This window comes from Sodalis ligni, assembly GCF_016865525.2.
Lineage (GTDB): Bacteria > Pseudomonadota > Gammaproteobacteria > Enterobacterales > Enterobacteriaceae > Acerihabitans > Acerihabitans ligni.
Window position 1 is genome coordinate 3853131 of the sequence record NZ_CP075169.1, and the last position, 15761, is coordinate 3868891.

Annotated in this window: 14 protein-coding genes and 3 pseudogenes; 7 read left to right on the top strand and 10 right to left on the bottom strand. The window is 58.5% G+C overall.

All coding sequences use genetic code 11. The features are described from left to right. Positions 1 to 58: 58 nt before the first annotated feature. The 10 genes and pseudogenes from GTU79_RS17975 to GTU79_RS18025 form a co-directional block, all read right to left on the bottom strand. A complete protein-coding gene (locus GTU79_RS17975; RefSeq protein ID WP_203523331.1) occupies positions 59 to 730 on the bottom strand; it encodes a GntR family transcriptional regulator in 672 nt (223 codons plus the stop codon). 84 nt (positions 731 to 814) lie between these two features. Continuing rightward, positions 815 to 1588, bottom strand: coding sequence for a carboxymuconolactone decarboxylase family protein (locus tag GTU79_RS17980; protein ID WP_203523332.1), 774 nt, complete (start codon positions 1586 to 1588; stop codon positions 815 to 817). After that, positions 1585 to 1983 (bottom strand): cupin domain-containing protein, encoded by a 399-nt coding sequence (locus GTU79_RS17985; RefSeq protein ID WP_203523333.1) that lies wholly within the window; start codon positions 1981 to 1983, stop codon positions 1585 to 1587. Before GTU79_RS17985 ends, GTU79_RS17980 begins: the two co-directional genes overlap by 4 nt. After that, positions 1980 to 2903, bottom strand: a complete 924-nt coding sequence (locus GTU79_RS17990) for an NAD(P)-dependent oxidoreductase (RefSeq protein ID WP_203523334.1) — start codon at positions 2901 to 2903, stop codon at positions 1980 to 1982. The genes GTU79_RS17985 and GTU79_RS17990 overlap by 4 nt, the downstream gene beginning before the upstream one ends. An 80-nt stretch (positions 2904 to 2983) precedes the next feature. Next, positions 2984 to 4330: an MFS transporter gene (locus GTU79_RS17995; protein WP_203523335.1), complete on the bottom strand. Its 1347-nt coding sequence runs from the start codon at positions 4328 to 4330 to the stop codon at positions 2984 to 2986. A gap of 117 nt (positions 4331 to 4447) precedes the next feature. Next, positions 4448 to 4842, bottom strand: a pseudogene (locus GTU79_RS18000) (carboxymuconolactone decarboxylase family protein). A gap of 84 nt (positions 4843 to 4926) precedes the next feature. After that, positions 4927 to 6356 (bottom strand): annotated as a pseudogene (locus GTU79_RS18005) (aldehyde dehydrogenase family protein). Continuing rightward, positions 6353 to 7240, bottom strand: coding sequence for an NAD(P)-dependent oxidoreductase (locus tag GTU79_RS18015; RefSeq protein WP_214513218.1), 888 nt, complete (start codon positions 7238 to 7240; stop codon positions 6353 to 6355). The pseudogene GTU79_RS18005 and the gene GTU79_RS18015 overlap by 4 nt, the downstream one beginning before the upstream one ends. 47 nt (positions 7241 to 7287) lie before the next feature. Beyond that, positions 7288 to 7614 carry an NIPSNAP family protein gene (locus GTU79_RS18020; RefSeq protein WP_132927614.1) on the bottom strand — a complete coding sequence of 109 codons (327 nt, stop codon included), beginning with the start codon at positions 7612 to 7614 and terminating at the stop codon, positions 7288 to 7290. Between the two features lie 156 nt (positions 7615 to 7770). Then, a complete protein-coding gene (locus GTU79_RS18025; RefSeq protein WP_214513219.1) occupies positions 7771 to 8574 on the bottom strand; it encodes an N-acyl homoserine lactonase family protein in 804 nt (267 codons plus the stop codon). 526 nt (positions 8575 to 9100) lie between these two features. On the opposite strand from GTU79_RS18025, the gene pduA reads away from it, so the two are divergent. The 7 genes and pseudogenes from pduA (at position 9101) to GTU79_RS18060 (ending at position 15758) form a co-directional block, all read left to right on the top strand. Further along, a complete protein-coding gene (gene pduA / locus GTU79_RS18030; protein WP_132927612.1) occupies positions 9101 to 9385 on the top strand; it encodes a propanediol utilization microcompartment protein PduA in 285 nt (94 codons plus the stop codon). Further along, positions 9382 to 10197, top strand: coding sequence for a propanediol utilization microcompartment protein PduB (gene pduB, locus GTU79_RS18035; RefSeq protein ID WP_132927611.1), 816 nt, complete (start codon positions 9382 to 9384; stop codon positions 10195 to 10197). Before pduA ends, pduB begins: the two co-directional genes overlap by 4 nt. Before the next feature lie 30 nt (positions 10198 to 10227). After that, complete coding sequence (locus GTU79_RS18040; RefSeq protein WP_476749677.1) at positions 10228 to 12876, top strand: glycyl radical protein; 2649 nt, start codon at positions 10228 to 10230, stop codon at positions 12874 to 12876. 10 nt (positions 12877 to 12886) lie between these two features. Beyond that, complete coding sequence (locus tag GTU79_RS18045) at positions 12887 to 13807, top strand: glycyl-radical enzyme activating protein (RefSeq protein ID WP_203523340.1); 921 nt, start codon at positions 12887 to 12889, stop codon at positions 13805 to 13807. 52 nt (positions 13808 to 13859) lie between these two features. Further along, a pseudogene (locus GTU79_RS18050) lies at positions 13860 to 14686 on the top strand (MIP/aquaporin family protein). Positions 14687 to 14752: 66 nt separating this feature from the next. Continuing rightward, the gene (locus GTU79_RS18055) at positions 14753 to 15043 is read left to right on the top strand and encodes a BMC domain-containing protein (protein ID WP_132927607.1); all 291 of its coding nucleotides are present in this window, start codon (positions 14753 to 14755) and stop codon (positions 15041 to 15043) included. A 28-nt stretch (positions 15044 to 15071) separates the two neighbouring features. After that, positions 15072 to 15758 carry a BMC domain-containing protein gene (locus GTU79_RS18060; RefSeq protein ID WP_203523341.1) on the top strand — a complete coding sequence of 229 codons (687 nt, stop codon included), beginning with the start codon at positions 15072 to 15074 and terminating at the stop codon, positions 15756 to 15758. The last annotated feature ends 3 nt before the right edge of the window (positions 15759 to 15761 follow it).

Sequence of the window (15761 nt, forward strand, 5' to 3'; positions counted from 1 at the left end):
ATTTTTCCTGGTTTTCCCGACATCTATGCTCTCCATCACGACACGTTCCGATTGCGGATTAATGCTGCAAGCCGACCAGCAGGCGCAGGGCCATTTTTTCGGCGTTGGCCACATGCAGCTGCGCCGCCGCCTGGGCGGCATCCGCATCCCGCTGCTGTATCGCGCGATACAGATTATCGATTTCGTTCAGGCTGGCGGGCAGGCGTTGCAGATGCATCAGCGACGTGGCGCGCAGCAGATTTACCCGCGAATGCAGGCTGCCGAGGATCTCTTTCACCAGTGAATTGCCGCAGTTGCTGAGCAAAACATCATACAAAGCGTTTTTTGCGTCCAAGACCCGGCCCTGATCCTGCGCCGCGCCGGCGGCGTGCAGCTGCTGCACCGCGGCGCCGAAGCGGGCGATGTCCTCTTCACTGGCCCGTACGGCGAACTCACGGGCGGCAAAGCCTTCCAGCAGTCCGCGCAGCGCGTACAGCTCCGCGGCTTCCTGCGGCGAGATAATGGCCACAATCGGTCCTTTATTCGGCACGATATGCACCAGTTTTTCCGCTTCCAGCTTACGCAACGCCTCTCGCACCGAGGTACGGCTGACCCCCAGCGTTTCACAGAGCTCCCGCTCGATAAGCCGCTCACCGGGGGCATAACGCCCGGTCATGATTGCCTGCCGCAGGACATTTTCGACCTGGTGACGCAATGATTCGGGTCGTATCATTTCCAGTTCTGCTGACATTATTGTATTCCTGTCCGACAAAATATGGCTTCTTTGTACCACATTCTCCCTGCCGGTCACAAGAGCGCGGGCGTCGCGCCAGTCCTACCCCAGCCGGCCAGGGGATAGCCGCTCCGCCAGCGCCTGCTCCAGCAAGGGCGCGGCGGCGGCGGCGCCATGCATGCCGATGGCGCTGACAATCTCCAGCACTTCGAGGATCTCCTGCGCGCTGGCGCCGTAGCCGATGGCATTGCGCATATGCAGCTTTAATCCCTGAACATACAGGTGGGTGGCGGAAGCGTCAAAGGCGCAGTAAATCAGCTCTTTCACCTTGGGACTCAGTACGCCGCTGCGCCAGGGGACCGAGGAAAACGCCACGTAGGCGTCAAACAATTCCGGATCCAGCTCCAGCATGCCGTCCCAAAAGGCGTGCCAGTAGCCGCGGTTTTCAATAAAACGCTGCTTCAGGGTTTCCTGGCGGGCATCAAGGGGGGATGAACCGCTGCGCAGCCCTTCCTCCTCCAGGACTTCCATCAGCAGCGGGACACCAATATTGGCGGCGTGGATGCCCAGGGTGGCGGTGAGTTCCAGCACTTCCATCAGTTCCTCGCGGGTAGCGCCGTAGCTCAATGCCAGGCGCAGGTAGCGCCCCACCCCCGGCAGATAAAGATGGGTGGCCGCCGCGCTGGCGCTGAGGGCGATAAATGCCTTGGTCTTGTTATCCAGATGATTTTTTTGCCAGGGCACCGCGGCCAATTGCCGGCAGGCGTCATAAAAACCCGCATCCAGGCGGCGGATGCTTTCCCATTGCGCCCCCCACTCCCCCTGCGAGGAAACACCGGTTTCATCGATGGGTAAAAAAGTTTCATTTAAGCTCATGATTTACGCTCCGTGCGGTCCAGATAGTCTTGCTGCGCTACTTCCTCTTGCCACCGGGTCTTGCCGAGGGAAATGGCGGTATGCGCCAGGTAGCTGTCGCGGGCGGCGCCGTGCCAGTGGCGCTCATCGGCGGGAATCCATACCACATCGCCCTGGCGGATTTTTTGCGCGTCCCGGCCGTCGACGCAAATCCAGCCGCAGCCCGACGTGACCTGCAATATCTGGCCCTGCTCATGGGTATGCCAGTAGGTGCGCGCCCCCGGCGAGAAAAACACGTTGGCGATGGTGATATTGTCCGTGGCGGGCATCACCGGATCCGCCCACACCACGCCGCTGAAGCTGGCGGTGCGTTGTTCCGACGCCGCATCCGCCGCCCTGCCGTAAAAAATCTTCATTTCTGTCCTCCCTCAGGTGTTGAACCGGCATCATAAAGCCTGACGCCGCCGGAAATATCGCCGATGGCGTCCACCACGCGATTGCTGATCTTATCGCCGTAGCCCAGGGCGCCGGCCAATCCGAAGCTGGCCAGCGGACCCGCCGCGTTCAGCGACGCCACCCCCAGTTCATGGGTCAGGTCGGTGTAAAGCACCACATCTTTGATCATCAGCCGGGACGTAAGGCCGCCTTCCAGATAATCGCCGTCGACAATTTTCGGAAAACGGTTCAGGGTGGCGAAATTAACGCCGCTGCTACTGTTAAGCACCTCCAGCAGCGAATGCAAATCCAGACCGGCCTTTTTCGCCGCCACCATCACCTCCGCGGTGGCGGCGAGACTGACGGCGTTAAGGAAATTATTCAGCAGCTTAGCGGTATGCCCCGCGCCGCTGTCCCCCATGTTGACCACCTTGGCGGCGAAGGGACGGAACACCCATTGCACCGCCTCGATGGCGGCGGCGTCTCCTCCCACCATCAGCGTCAGCGCGCCTTTTTCCGCCGCCGCCGCGCCGCCGGAAATACCGGCGTCGATATAGGCCACGCCCCGGGCCTTGAACAGGCCATGCAGCCGGCGGGTGGACGTGGCGGCGCTGGTGCTCAGATCAATCACCGTTTGCCCGGCGCGGCAGTGGTCCAGCAGTCCGTCCCGCCCTTCAGCCACCGCCTCCACCACCCGGCTGTCGGGCAATGACAGCAGCACCACGTCGCCATACTCCGCCACGTCGCGCAGCGATGCGGCGGCCTGGGCGCCCGCGGCGGCGGCCCGCTCCCGTTCGGTGTCATAGCCCCGCACCGCGATGCCGGCCTCCACCAGACGCCGGGTCATGCGCCCGCCCATATTGCCTAAACCGATAAATCCCGCCCGATCGATATTCATCATGTCACCCTCTTTATAGGCATCCGATAGTGCCGGTCCCCGCCGGCGGTGAAAGTCTCCGCCTTGCGCCGGGCCGATCCCCCTCAGGAAAAGTCCACGTCTTTGGTTTCCGGACCCATGGCGGCGCCGACGGTGCCGATAATTCCCCCCAGGGCCAGCAGAGCCACCGCGGTAAGGGCCAACGGCATCACCGCGCTGAGCCAATCCATATAGAAGGCGTAGAACGAGGGAATAATCACCGACAGGCTGAAGCCCACGCCGAAGCCGGTGGCGCGCACATCGGTGACGAAGCGTTCATTGATGTAGGTGACGATCACGCCCCAGGGAGAGGTTACCAATACCGCCAGCAGGCATACCAAGGCGACGGTGACCGGCACCGGCATACCCTGCCGGGTGCTCAGGATATACAGCAGCGCCGAGCCCACTACCGCTATCAGCGGACCGACAATCAAAAAGAACAGCCGGCGGCCGATTTTTTGCCCCAGCATGCCGGAACCGATGTACGTGAAAAACAACACGAAATAGGTCAGCATCAGGGTAGCGGTCATTTCTATGCCATTGAAATGCAGTGTTTTCACCAAGAGGCCGGTGGGCAGGAAAATCGTGATGATATTCTGGGTCAGCCAGAAGCCGGTCATCATTAACAACACCTGCAGCAGATTGCGCCCGCTTTTGCCGTGCAGCAGATCGGTCAGGGCCAGTTTCTCCTTTTTCTCGCCGCTTTCGCTTTGCCAGATTTCCGATTCGGACACTTTATAGGTGTAATAAAGCACCAGCACCCCCGCCAGCAGCGCGCCTATCACGAACGGTATGCGCCAGCCCCACTGCGCGAAGGGCGAGTGCAGACCGTGCAGGGGAGAGAACATCAACACCAGCCAGGTGATGAGATTGATGCTGACATAGGCGGCGGGGAAGCCGCTGATAATCAGGCCGCCGACAAATCCGCGCTGGGATTTCTTTGAATACTCGATGGCCAGCGGCATGGCGCCGGTATAGCCGCCGCCGAGGAATATTCCGTCCACAAACCGCAAAATCACCAGCAGCACATAAGAGGTCACTCCCAGGCTTTCATAGCCGGGCAATAACGCAATCAGCAAGGTCACCACGCCGAAACCCGACACCGAGTAGATGGAGGCTTTGCGGCGGCCGATGCGATCGGCCACGATGCCGAACAGCAGCGCGCCGATGGGCCGGCCCAGCAGTGTGGTAATAAAGACCAGCGATGCCAGGATGGTTTCCAGGCCGGGCGAAAGCTGCGGCGGCTGGAAGTAGAACAGCACCGGCGACAGCGCCACCACCGGCAGGTAGATATCAAACATATCGATGTATTCGGAAAAGAAGGCGCCTTTGATGGCGTTCTTCCTTTTTACTTCTATGGATTGGTCGCTTTCTTTCGCCGAGGCGATGTTATAGTCGCTTAACGTTTCCATATCCGTCTCCCATTATTCAAGCGCACCTCTTACGGATGCGTGGGGTTGCGATCCGCCGTACATCAGCCGCGGCGGGCAGGTAGGGAATACAGGGTCTACCGTGGAGCAGGCGCGCCGTCAGGCGCCGCCGGTTTCATCCTCGTAGGCTTTGATGGCCGCGCTGGCCACCCGGAACGCGGCCAGCGCCAGCGGCGCGCCGCAGTAGACCGCGGTCTGGATCAGCACCGCGCGGATCTCCTCGCGGGTCACGCCGTTTTCAAGGCGCCTTTGATATGCACCGACAATTCGTGATGCTGGCTCATGGCGGTCAGGATGCCGATATTCAGCATGCTGCGGATTTTGAAGGTCAGCGTCGGATCGCCCCAGACTTCGCCCCAGCAATACTCCGTCACCAGCTTTTGTATCGGGCGATTGAAATCATCGGCGGCGGCCCAGGATTTTTCCACATGGGCGGCGCCCAGCACTTCCTTACGATTTGCGAAACCACGCTCAAAACGCTCTTCGAATTCCATGGTGACTCCTCAGGCTATGGCAGCGAACAGAAATCGTATGATTGTATGACAGCAGTTTCAGGCAAAAAAAAATATGCCTGCCCGTTAATCCTCACCGTAACCGACGAGGGATTTTATCTCCAAATACTCCCGCAGGCCGGCCTCGCCCCATTCACGGCCGTTGCCCGAGCGCTTGTAGCCGCCGAACGGCGCCAGGAAGTCCGCCGGCGGATAATTGATATGGACGCCGCCGGCCTTGAGCTTACGGGCCACCCGCCGCGCCCGCTGCCTGTCGCCGGACTGGACATAGGCCGCCAGGCCGTAATCGGTGCCGTTGGCGATGTCGATGGCCTGTGCCTCCGATTCATATCCCATGATGGACAGTACCGGGCCGAAGATCTCTTCGCGGGCAATGGTCATCTGCGGCGTCACATGGCTGAACACCGTCGGTTTGACATAATAACCCCGCTCGAAACCCTCGGGCCGTCCGGTACCGCCGGTCACCAGGCGGGCGCCCTCATCGATGCCGGCTTGAATCAAGGCCTGCACCCGATTGAACTGATTGCGGTTCACCAGCGGTCCGAGCTGGGTGGCGGGAGAATCCGTCGGTCCCAGGCGAAAAGCCTGCGCCGCGGCCTTGGCGATGTCCGCTGCCTCCTCCATCATGGCATGCGGCACCAGCATGCGGGTGGGAATGGAGCAGGATTGACCGGAATTGGTAAAACAGGCGGCCACGCCGCGGCTGACCGCTTCCGGCAGATTAACGTCGTCCAGCAGGATATTGGCCGATTTGCCCCCCAACTCCTGCGCGACCCGTTTAACGGTGTCGGCGGCCATCTTCGCCACCTCGATTCCCGCCCGGGTGGAGCCGGTGAACGACACCATATCGACGCCGGGATGGCGGGCCAGGGCCGCGCCGACGGTGGGACCGTCGCCGTTGACCAGATTAAACACCCCGGCCGGAACCCCCGCTTCATCCAGCACCTCGGCGAACAGCAGCGCGCTGAGGGGGGAATATTCGCTGGGCTTGATGACCATGGCGCAGCCGGCGGCCAGGGCCGGGGCGATTTTCACCACAATCTGATTGATAGGCCAGTTCCAGGGGGTGATAAGGGCGCAGACCCCACCGGTTCCAGCCGCAGCCGGGTCGTCCCCCGCTGCTCCTCAAAGGCGAAACCGTCCAGCACCTTGAGTATCGCCTCCAGATGCGCCACCCCTCGCACCGCCTGGCCGTCGCGGGCAAAGGTAATGGGGGAACCCATTTCCCGGCGCATCGTCTCGGCAAATTCGTCGTAACGGCGGCGGTAGATTTGCAAAATTCTCCGCAACAGGGCGACACGCTCCGATACCGGGCTGTCGGCATAGGCGGGCAGCGCCTCTCGCGCCGCCGCCACCGCGCGATCCACATCGGCGCCGTTGCCCATGGCCAGCCGGGCAAACGTCCGTTCGGTGGCCGGATCGATCAAATCGAGTCCGGCGGCGGACAGGGGCGTTACCCACTGTCCGCCGATATAAAACTGAGCGGCACGAGTCATGGCATACTCCTGTTAATCAGCCGGTACATTTCGGTGTGATCGGCGCCGGGGGCGCCGCGCCGGGCCGCTTCGTCCCACAGCTGCGCGCAAACGGCGCCGAACCGCATGGGATAACCCAGGTCCCGCGCCAGCGCCCGGCCGATACGCAAATCCTTGTTCATCAGCTGCAAGGCGAAACCGGAGTTGAAGGCGCCGCTTAACATATACTGCTTAACCTTGTTTTCCGAGGTGTTGCTTCGGCCGGTAGACGCATTAAGCACATCGGTCATCACGCCGGGTTCGATGCCGAACCCTTCGGCGATGTGCAAGGCCTCTACCGTCGCCAGCAGCCCGGCGGCGGACACATAGTTATTGAGCGCCTTGGCGGCATGGCCGCTGCCCGCCGCGCCGATATGCAGCACGCTTTTACCCATTGCCTCCAGCAGCGGCCGGCAGAGGTTAAGCACCGCCTCCTCGCCGCCCGCCAGAATCGCCAGTTCACCCGCCACGGCTTTCTTCACGCCGCCGGAAACCGGCGCATCCAGATAATCCAGGCCCATCTCTTTTAGCTGGGCGCCGAGCCGGCGCGATCGCGCCGGTTCAGAAGAACTCATATCGATGACCACCGCCCCTTTGGGCAGCATCGACGCCAAGCCGGGGGACTTATCCCCCAGCAGGACGTTTTCCACGATGTCCGAATTGGGCAGCATGGTAATCAGCGCATCCAGACCCGCCGCGCGGGCGGCATCCAGCGGACCGGCGCCTAGCCGGTCCATTAACGTCTCCTGGCGCCGGCGGTCGGCGTCGCCAAGACAGAGTGCGAAGCCGGCGTCGGCCAGACACTGCGTCATGGGGGTTCCCATCATACCCAGCCCGCAAAAACCGATGTTGTGCAAATCACTCATCTGCAGTTATCCTTTTGAAGTCAGGGTTGCCGACCGCCCGCCCGCATTCAGCTGCGGGGGGAGAAATCCGTCGGCGTTAAAAAGCTGTTTTCAATACGGGCCACAATCGGCGTTTGCGCTTCGCTGGCGGCCCGCTTGGCCTGCCAATCCGCATCCGCCTGGAAAGCGGCCCAGCGCGTTTCCCGATCCGCCAGGCTTGCCCATTTCAGCATGTAGGTCAGCGACTGGTTGCTCTCGCCTACCAGGGTTGTCCAAAAACCGACGGGCTCAATGCCGTATTTTTCAAAAAAAGCCAGGGTGGTATCTCTGAAGCGGTCCTGCAGGGCCGGTAAACGTCCCGGTAAACAGTGATAGACCCGCAATTCAACAATCATGATTTCTCTCCGCTAGAATGTGTTGCCTTGTCCCCGAGGCCATCCCGGGGACGACGATGGTTCAGCCGGGGTCATACCCCGGATGCACTTTCGACCCCATTATGGCGCAATCATGACTCGGTCCGGCAGCTTTATCAGGCTTTCGCCCGCCGTTATTCAACTTCCAGGGGAGAGATCCACCCGGACAATCCATCCCGCCGTATCCCCGTCCATCGCCGGGTAGCGTTCCAATACCAGCGGATCGTGACCCGGTATCACATGTTCCGCCGATGCCGCCAATCGGTTTACCGTGGCATATCCTTCCAGCATATCGCCGATGTGATACACCACCGGATAGGGACGCTGCTGTTCGATATTGGCGAAAAAATGCGCCGCGTCCGACGCCAGCACCACCCAGCCGCGTTCCGTATGCACCCGTACGATTTGCAATCCGTCCGAGTGGCCGCCGACCCGGTGCAGGGTCAGACCCGGCGCCAATTCGGCGTCGCCGTGATGAAACCGCACCCGTCCGGCGAAAAGCTTGTCCACCATGGCCTTCACATCCTCCACCGCGAAGGGATGGCGCAGTTCGCCGTGGCACATGCAGCGGCCGGTGCAAAAGGCCATTTCCCGCTCCTGTACATGGAACAAGGCGCCGGGAAACAGCAGATGATTGCCCGCGTGGTCATAATGCATATGGGTAATGATGACATCGGTTACCGTTTCGGTGTCTATCCCTACCCGGCGAACCCCTTCCCCCACCGGGTGGGTAATGGTGCGCCCCCGCCGATCGGCCATGGCGCCGTCAAAACCGGTATCAACGATATAGGTGTGGTCGCCGCCGATAATGGCCCAGACAAAATAGTCGATGGGCATCGGCCCGTCGTGCAGATCGCCGCCGATGAAATTTTCCCGGGCCAGACGATGGTGATGAGCATATTTAATAGCAAAAATACGGTAATCCTCAAGGGGCAAAGACATGGGCCATCTCCACTTTACTTATTGAATTCTCGCGATAAATACGTTCATTCACCGTTGCCGGCGTACTTGCTCCATTCGCCAACGCGGTTGCGAACCGGCGATGGGTAAACGTTATTGTCAGGTTAAAACTGGGTTACCAAAACGTTTTACATGAGATAAAACTATATTATCGTCATACAATCAGTCAAGAAGACAATGAGTGATGCAGTTCACAGATAATACAATCGGAAAAAATGGCGAGGCGGCAAAACCATTATTAAAAAATCGGCCTGGCTATCATAAAAACAAACGAAACAAGAGTCATGATGTAAAATAAATACCCGCTTCGCAATTTTTCAACAGCGCAATAAATAAAAAAATCGATTTAACTCAAATACCTACTTTATTTCCATAGCAATAAAACACCGTTAATCGCAAGGCCGTATTTGCCAGAAAATTTAACAGGGCAATTATTTTATTTTTTTCTCCCTTACCCTACCCCAGTGAAATTAATCCCCTACCCATGATTTGCGCCAAGGAGAACAACATGCAACAAGAAGCGTTAGGTATGGTAGAGACCAAAGGGTTGACCGCGGCCATTGAAGCGGCGGATGCCATGGTCAAATCTGCCAACGTGGTACTGATTGGCTACGAGAAAATCGGCTCCGGCCTGGTGACGGTATTCGTGCGCGGCGATGTGGGTGCGGTAAAGGCAGCCACTGATGCCGGCTGCGCCTCGGCCCGCCAGATTGGCGATGTCATCGCCACCCATGTCATCCCGCGTCCGCACTCCGACGTTGAAAATCTGCTGCCGAAAGGCCTTAAAGCATGAACACCGACAACCTGGTGGAAAACATCATCGCCGAGGTACTCGGAAAAGTGGGTGAATTAAAAACCCCCGCCACGGCATCTCTGGAAAACAGCCCTCAAGCGGACCCTATCATGTCAGAAAAAATATGTACGTTAACGGAATTTGTCGGCACCGCCATTGGCGATTCCATCGGTCTGGTTATCGCCAACGTCGATAGCGCACTGCTGGAAGCGATGCACCTGGAAAAAAAATACCGCTCCATCGGCATCCTTGGCGCCCGTACCGGCGCCGGCCCGCAGATTATGGCGGCGGATGAAGCGGTAAAAGCCACCAATACCGAAGTGGTGGCCATTGAACTCGCCCGCGATACCAAAGGCGGCGCCGGTCACGGCTCATTGGTGCTGTTCGGCGGCCAGGATGTATCGGACGTTAAACGGGCGGTGGAAGTGGCCCTTAACGAACTGGATCGCACCTTCGGCGATATTTATGCCAACGATGCCGGACATGTGGAACTGCAATATACCGCCCGCGCCAGCTATGCGTTGGAAAAAGCCTTCGGCGCACCGTTGGGTAGAGCCTGCGGCGTCATCGTCGGCGCCCCCGCCGCCATCGGGGTCCTGATGGCGGATACCGCTATCAAGGCGGCCAATGTCGATGTGGTGGCCTACAGCTCGCCGGCCAAGGGCACCAGTTTCACCAACGAAGTCATTCTGATCGTGTCCGGCGATTCCGGTGCGGTTCGCCAGGCTGTGCGCTCAGCACGGGAAGTCGGCCTGGTCTTGTTGGAAACCATGGGCGGCAAAGCGCCTTCAGCCACGACACCTTACATCTAACCTGCGTTGCTTGATGCGGAGAAAAACATAATGAGTCTTATATCACAGGGTTTTGGCGAACCGACCGCTAGAGTCAACGCGTTGCGGGAACAAATTCTTGACAGCACGCCCTGCATTGAAACCGATCGCGCCCGGCTCGTCACGGCGTCATACCAAGAAACGGAAGCATTGCCTACCGTGATCCGCCGCGCCAAGGCGCTGGAAAAAATCCTGGCGGAGCTGCCGGTCACCATCCGCGACGGCGAGCTTATCGTCGGTAGCCTGACGGTGACGCCGCATTCCGCGCAGATTTATCCGGAATTTTCCAATATCTGGATCAAAGATGAATTTGAACGCCTGAATTTACGCAAAGGCGACCGGTTCACCATTTCCGAGCAGGCCAAGCAGGAATTAAACGAGGTTTTCCCTTACTGGCAGGGCAAAACCACCAACGAACTGGCCACTTCCTACATGCTGCCGGACACCCGTGAATGCATAGCGGAAAACGTTTTTACCGTCGGCAACTACTATTTCAACGGCGTCGGCCATGTTGCGGTGGATTATGCCAAGGTCCTGAACAAGGGCTATAAAGGCATTATCCAGGACGTGCTGGCCGCCATGGCCGCCGCGGATAAAACCTCCCCCGATTATCTTAAACAAGAGTCGTTTTACAAAGCGGTGATCATCTCCTGTAACGCCGCGGTGAATTTTGCGCACCGTTACGCGGCTAAAGCCCGCGCCCTGGCAAACAGCGCCACGCCGGAACGGAAACAGGAATTGCTGAAGATCGCCCAGGTTTGCGAAACCGTGCCGGAAAACGGCGCCGGCAATTTTTATGAAGCCTGCCAGTCATTCTGGTTCGCCCATGCCATCATCCAGCTTGAATCCAACGGCCATTCCATTTCGCCGGCCCGTTTTGATCAGTATATGTTCCCGTTCCTGGAAAAGGATAAGACCCTGAGCGATGAACAGGCGCAGGAACTGCTGGATTGCCTGTGGGTGAAATTCAACGACGTCAATAAGGTGCGTGACGAGGGGTCCACCAAGGGTTTCGGCGGCTATCCGATGTTCCAGAACCTGATTGTCGGCGGCCAGACCCGCGGCGGGCAGGATGCCACCAACCGTTTATCGTTTATGGCCATGGCGGCCACCGCCCACGTGCGGCTGCATGAACCCTCGCTATCGGTGCGCATGTGGTCGAAAACCCCTGATGATTTATTACTTAAATCTTGTGAAATCAGCCGCATGGGCATGGGTATCCCGGCCTATTACAACGACGAAGTCATTATCGCTTCTTTGATCAATCGCGGCCTGACCCTGGAAGATGCGCGGGAATACGGCATCATCGGCTGCGTGGAACCGCAAAAGCCGGGCAAAACCGAAGGCTGGCACGATGCCGCGTTTTACAATATGAGCAAGGTATTGGAAATCGCCCTCAATAACGGCCGCAGCGGCAACAAACAGCTCGGACCAAAAACCGGTGAACTGGATTCGTTCCACAGCATCGACGATATCATCGAGGCTTACCGCAAGCAGAACGAATTTTTTGTCTACCATCTGGCGATGGCGGACAACAGTGTGGATCTGGCCCACGCCGAACGCGCGCCGCTGCCGTTTCTTTCCAGCATGGTGGATGATTGCATCAGCCGGGGTAAAACCGTGCAGGAAGGCGGAGCGCACTATAACTTCACCGGTCCGCAAGGAGTGGGCGTCGCCAACGTCGGCGATTCTCTGATGGCCATCAAACGCCTGGTGTTCGACGAAGGCAAACTCTCCCTGGCCCATTTGAAAGAAGCGCTGGATGCCAATTTCGGCGTTCCGGTGGGATCGGTGGATGCGGCGCCGGCCGCCGCAGGGGGCGTGAAAAAAGACGCCGCCTACGATCTGGTGCTGGAAGCGGTGAAAAAAGTTCTGGGTGAAAACGGCGCGCTGGCCCTGTCGTCCCTTAACATCACTCCCCGTGAATCGGCCACTGCCTCGAACGGCAACGGCGGCCTGACCGCGGTACGCCAGATGCTCATCAACAACGCGCCCAAATTCGGTAACGATATTGATGAAGTGGATATGCTGGCGCGCGTCGGCGCTGAAATTTATTGCCGCGAGGTTGAAAAATACACCAACCCCCGCGGCGGTATCTTCCATGCCGGGCTCTATCCGGTATCGGCCAACGTGGCGCTAGGGGAAACCGTCGGTGCGACGGCGGACGGACGCCTGGCCGGCCAACCGCTGCCGGACGGGGTCTCCCCCAGCCGCGGCATGGACACCAAGGGCCCCACCGCGGCGGCCAACTCGGTGGCGAAACTGGATCATTTCCTGGCTTCCAACGGCACGCTGTTCAATCAGAAATTCCATCCGGCGGCGCTGAAGGGCGATGAGGGTCTACATCACCTGGCGGCGCTACTGCGCGGCTATTTCGATCAAAAGGCATGCACGTCCAGTTCAACGTGGTTGACCGCGCCACGCTATTGGCCGCGCAGCAGGAGCCGGAAAAATACCGCGATCTGGTGGTGCGGGTCGCCGGCTACAGCGCGCAGTTCGTGTCGCTGGATAAAGGCGTTCAGGATGACATTATCCTGCGTACCGAACACGTCTTTTAATAGGGACCTTTTTAGCCGCGACGGAAATACGCCGCGGCCAAAAAAATCACCCGGCCCCAGCCCGGAAAATAGATGTCGAAGGACAGATGGCGGAATTAATTAAAGGTGATGACATGGCGGCAATTGATTCTGAACAAACTGGCACCGTGTTTAATATTCAGAAGTTCTCTTTACATGACGGACCGGGCATTCGGACCATCGTTTTTTTAAAAGGATGTTATCTGGCATGTAAATGGTGCAGTAATCCTGAATCGCAAAAAACCGAGCCGGAGATGTTCTATCATGAACGCAACTGTATTCATTGCGGGCGCTGTGTGGCCGCATGCCCTATCGGGGCGATAGATCCCAAACGTCCGGGCCTTATCGATCGTGAGGCATGCACCCATTGCGGCGCCTGCGCGCAAGCGTGTCCGGCGGGCGCTATGGTGCAGTCAGGTACAAAGATGACGGTGGCGCAAGTCATGGACGAACTGCGCAAGGACGAGACGCATTACCGCCGTTCCGGCGGCGGCATTACCCTGTCCGGCGGCGAAGCGCTGGCGCAGCCGGACTTTACCGAAGCGTTGCTGAAGGCGTGCAAGGCCAGGGGCTGGCACACGGCGATGGAATCCACCGGCATCGCCTCCCTGAAGGTGCTGGAACGGGTTATCCCCCTGCTGGATTTGCTGCTGCTGGATATCAAGACCTTTTACAGCGCCCGGCATGAAGAATTTACCGGCCATCCGAATGAAGTGATTTTACGCAACGCCCTGGCGATTTCCGAGCTGGCGAAAAATATTGCCGTCCGGGTACCGGTAATTCCGACATTTAATGATGACGAACAGAGTATTAGAGCCATTGCCACATTCGTCACGCATATGAAAAATGTCTCGCGATTGCATTTATTGCCTTATCACAATTACGGACAGAACAAATATTCCCTGCTCGGCAGGCAATACGGCTTGATTGGTATAAAGCCGCCTGAAGACAGCCGTCTTCAGAAATACAAAACTATTGTTGAATCATTGGGAATAGCCTGTGTTATCGGCGGTTAGCAATAAAAATAACGATGGACATTATTTCGAACAACTTATTTAGGATCCTACTATGAACGTATCCTTACCCTCATTAAAGCAACAATGTCTTGCCGAGTTTTTCGGAACCGGATTATTTTGTTCATCGGTATCAGCTGCCTGGCGGCCATCCGGTTGGCCGGGGCCAGTTTCGGCCTGTGGGAAATCTGTATCGTATGGGGCCTGGGGGTCTCGCTGGGTGTTTATCTTACCGCCGGGATTTCCGGCGGCCATATCAACCCGGCGGTCACCATCGCCCTGTGGCTGTTCGGCAACTTTGAAGGCAAAAAGGTCCTGCCTTATATCCTGTCGCAAACCGCGGGCGCGTTTGGCGGCGCCCTGGTTGTCTATCTGCTGTATTACAATTTGTTCATTGACTTCGAAACCCTTCACCACATCCAGCGCGGCAGCATGGAGAGCCTGGCCCAGGCCGGTATTTTCAGCACCTATCCTCATCCGGCCATCAATATGGTACAGGCGTTCGCCAGCGAAATGATCGGCACATTGACGCTGATGTGTCTGATTATGGCGTTGACCGACGACGGTAACGGCGTGCCGCGCGGCCCGCTGGCGCCGTTGCTGATTGGCATAACGGTTGCCCTGGTTGGGGTCGCCCAAGGTATGTTGACCGGTTTCGCCCTGAATCCGGCGCGGGATTTCGGCCCCAGGCTGTTTAGCATTCTGGCGGGCTGGGGCGTCAACGCGCTGACCGGCGGTCGCGAGGTTCCCTATTTTATTATTCCCATTGTCGCCCCGATTGTCGGCGCCTGTCTCGGCGCGGTGCTGTATCGCAGCCTGGTCAATAAGCCGCTGCCCGGCAAAACAAAAGATAAGAAAAATCTCCCTGAACGCGCGTCATAACCGCGATGCCGCGGACGGGGAATGGATATTTAATCAAAAGCAAAGCATTTCTGGAGATACCAATAAATGAATAATGCACTTGGCATGATTGAAACCTATGGCCTGATCGGCGCCATCGTCGGCGCGGATGCCATGGTCAAATCGGCGAACGTCCAGTTGGTGGGCTACGAGAAAATCGGCTCCGGTCTGGTTACCGTTATGGTGCGCGGCGATGTCGGCGCGGTAAAAGCGGCGGTGGAAGCCGGGTCGGTGGCGGCGACCAGCGTGGGTGAAGTGAAATCCACCCATGTAATACCTCGCCCCCACAACGATGTGGAAGTCCTGTTACCCGTTTACCAGACCTTGGTGACTGAGTAAATCACTCAACCTGGATAAGGGGGACCACGTGCAACATTCTCTCGGCTTAATCGAAGTCACGGGTTTGTCGTTGGCGATAACCGTCGCCGACGCGATGGCTAAAACCGCATCGGTCGGATTGCTCGGGGTGGAGCGGACCATCGGATCCGGTTGGATGCTGGTGAAAATCCATGGCGATGTCGCGTCGGTGCGCACGGCGCTGTCCGCCGGCGAGGAAATGGCGCGGAGTTGTTCGGGTTTTGTCGCCTGCACCACCATCGCCCGTCCGGCCACAGGCACGAGCGAAATCATTTCGGCGTCGCTGCGTCAAGACAACGGCATCAAGGAGGACGTTGCCGGCGATAGCGCTGACGCCGAAACCCCGGATGCCGATGGCGATGCGGCGCCGGATCCCGCCGGGTCAACAGGCGTCGAAGACAGCCCGGCGGCCGTCGCCGCTGAAACCACGGCGCCCTCTGGCGATGGGGCTTCGGCTCCGGCCGGGGCGATAGCTATCGGGGAAAATCCGCAGGCCGCCGCCGTTGAAACGGTTTTGGTTTCCTCTGCCGAACGGCCGGAATTCACCGACACGCTGACCAGAACGGTCAGTACGGTGCAGGCATCCGCCGGCGTATTGCCGGCCACCTGCAAAATCTGCGGCGATCCGTTATGCGGCAGACAAAAAGGGGAACCCCGCAGTAAATGCATTCATTATCAAAAAACGGTATTGAGGTAGAGC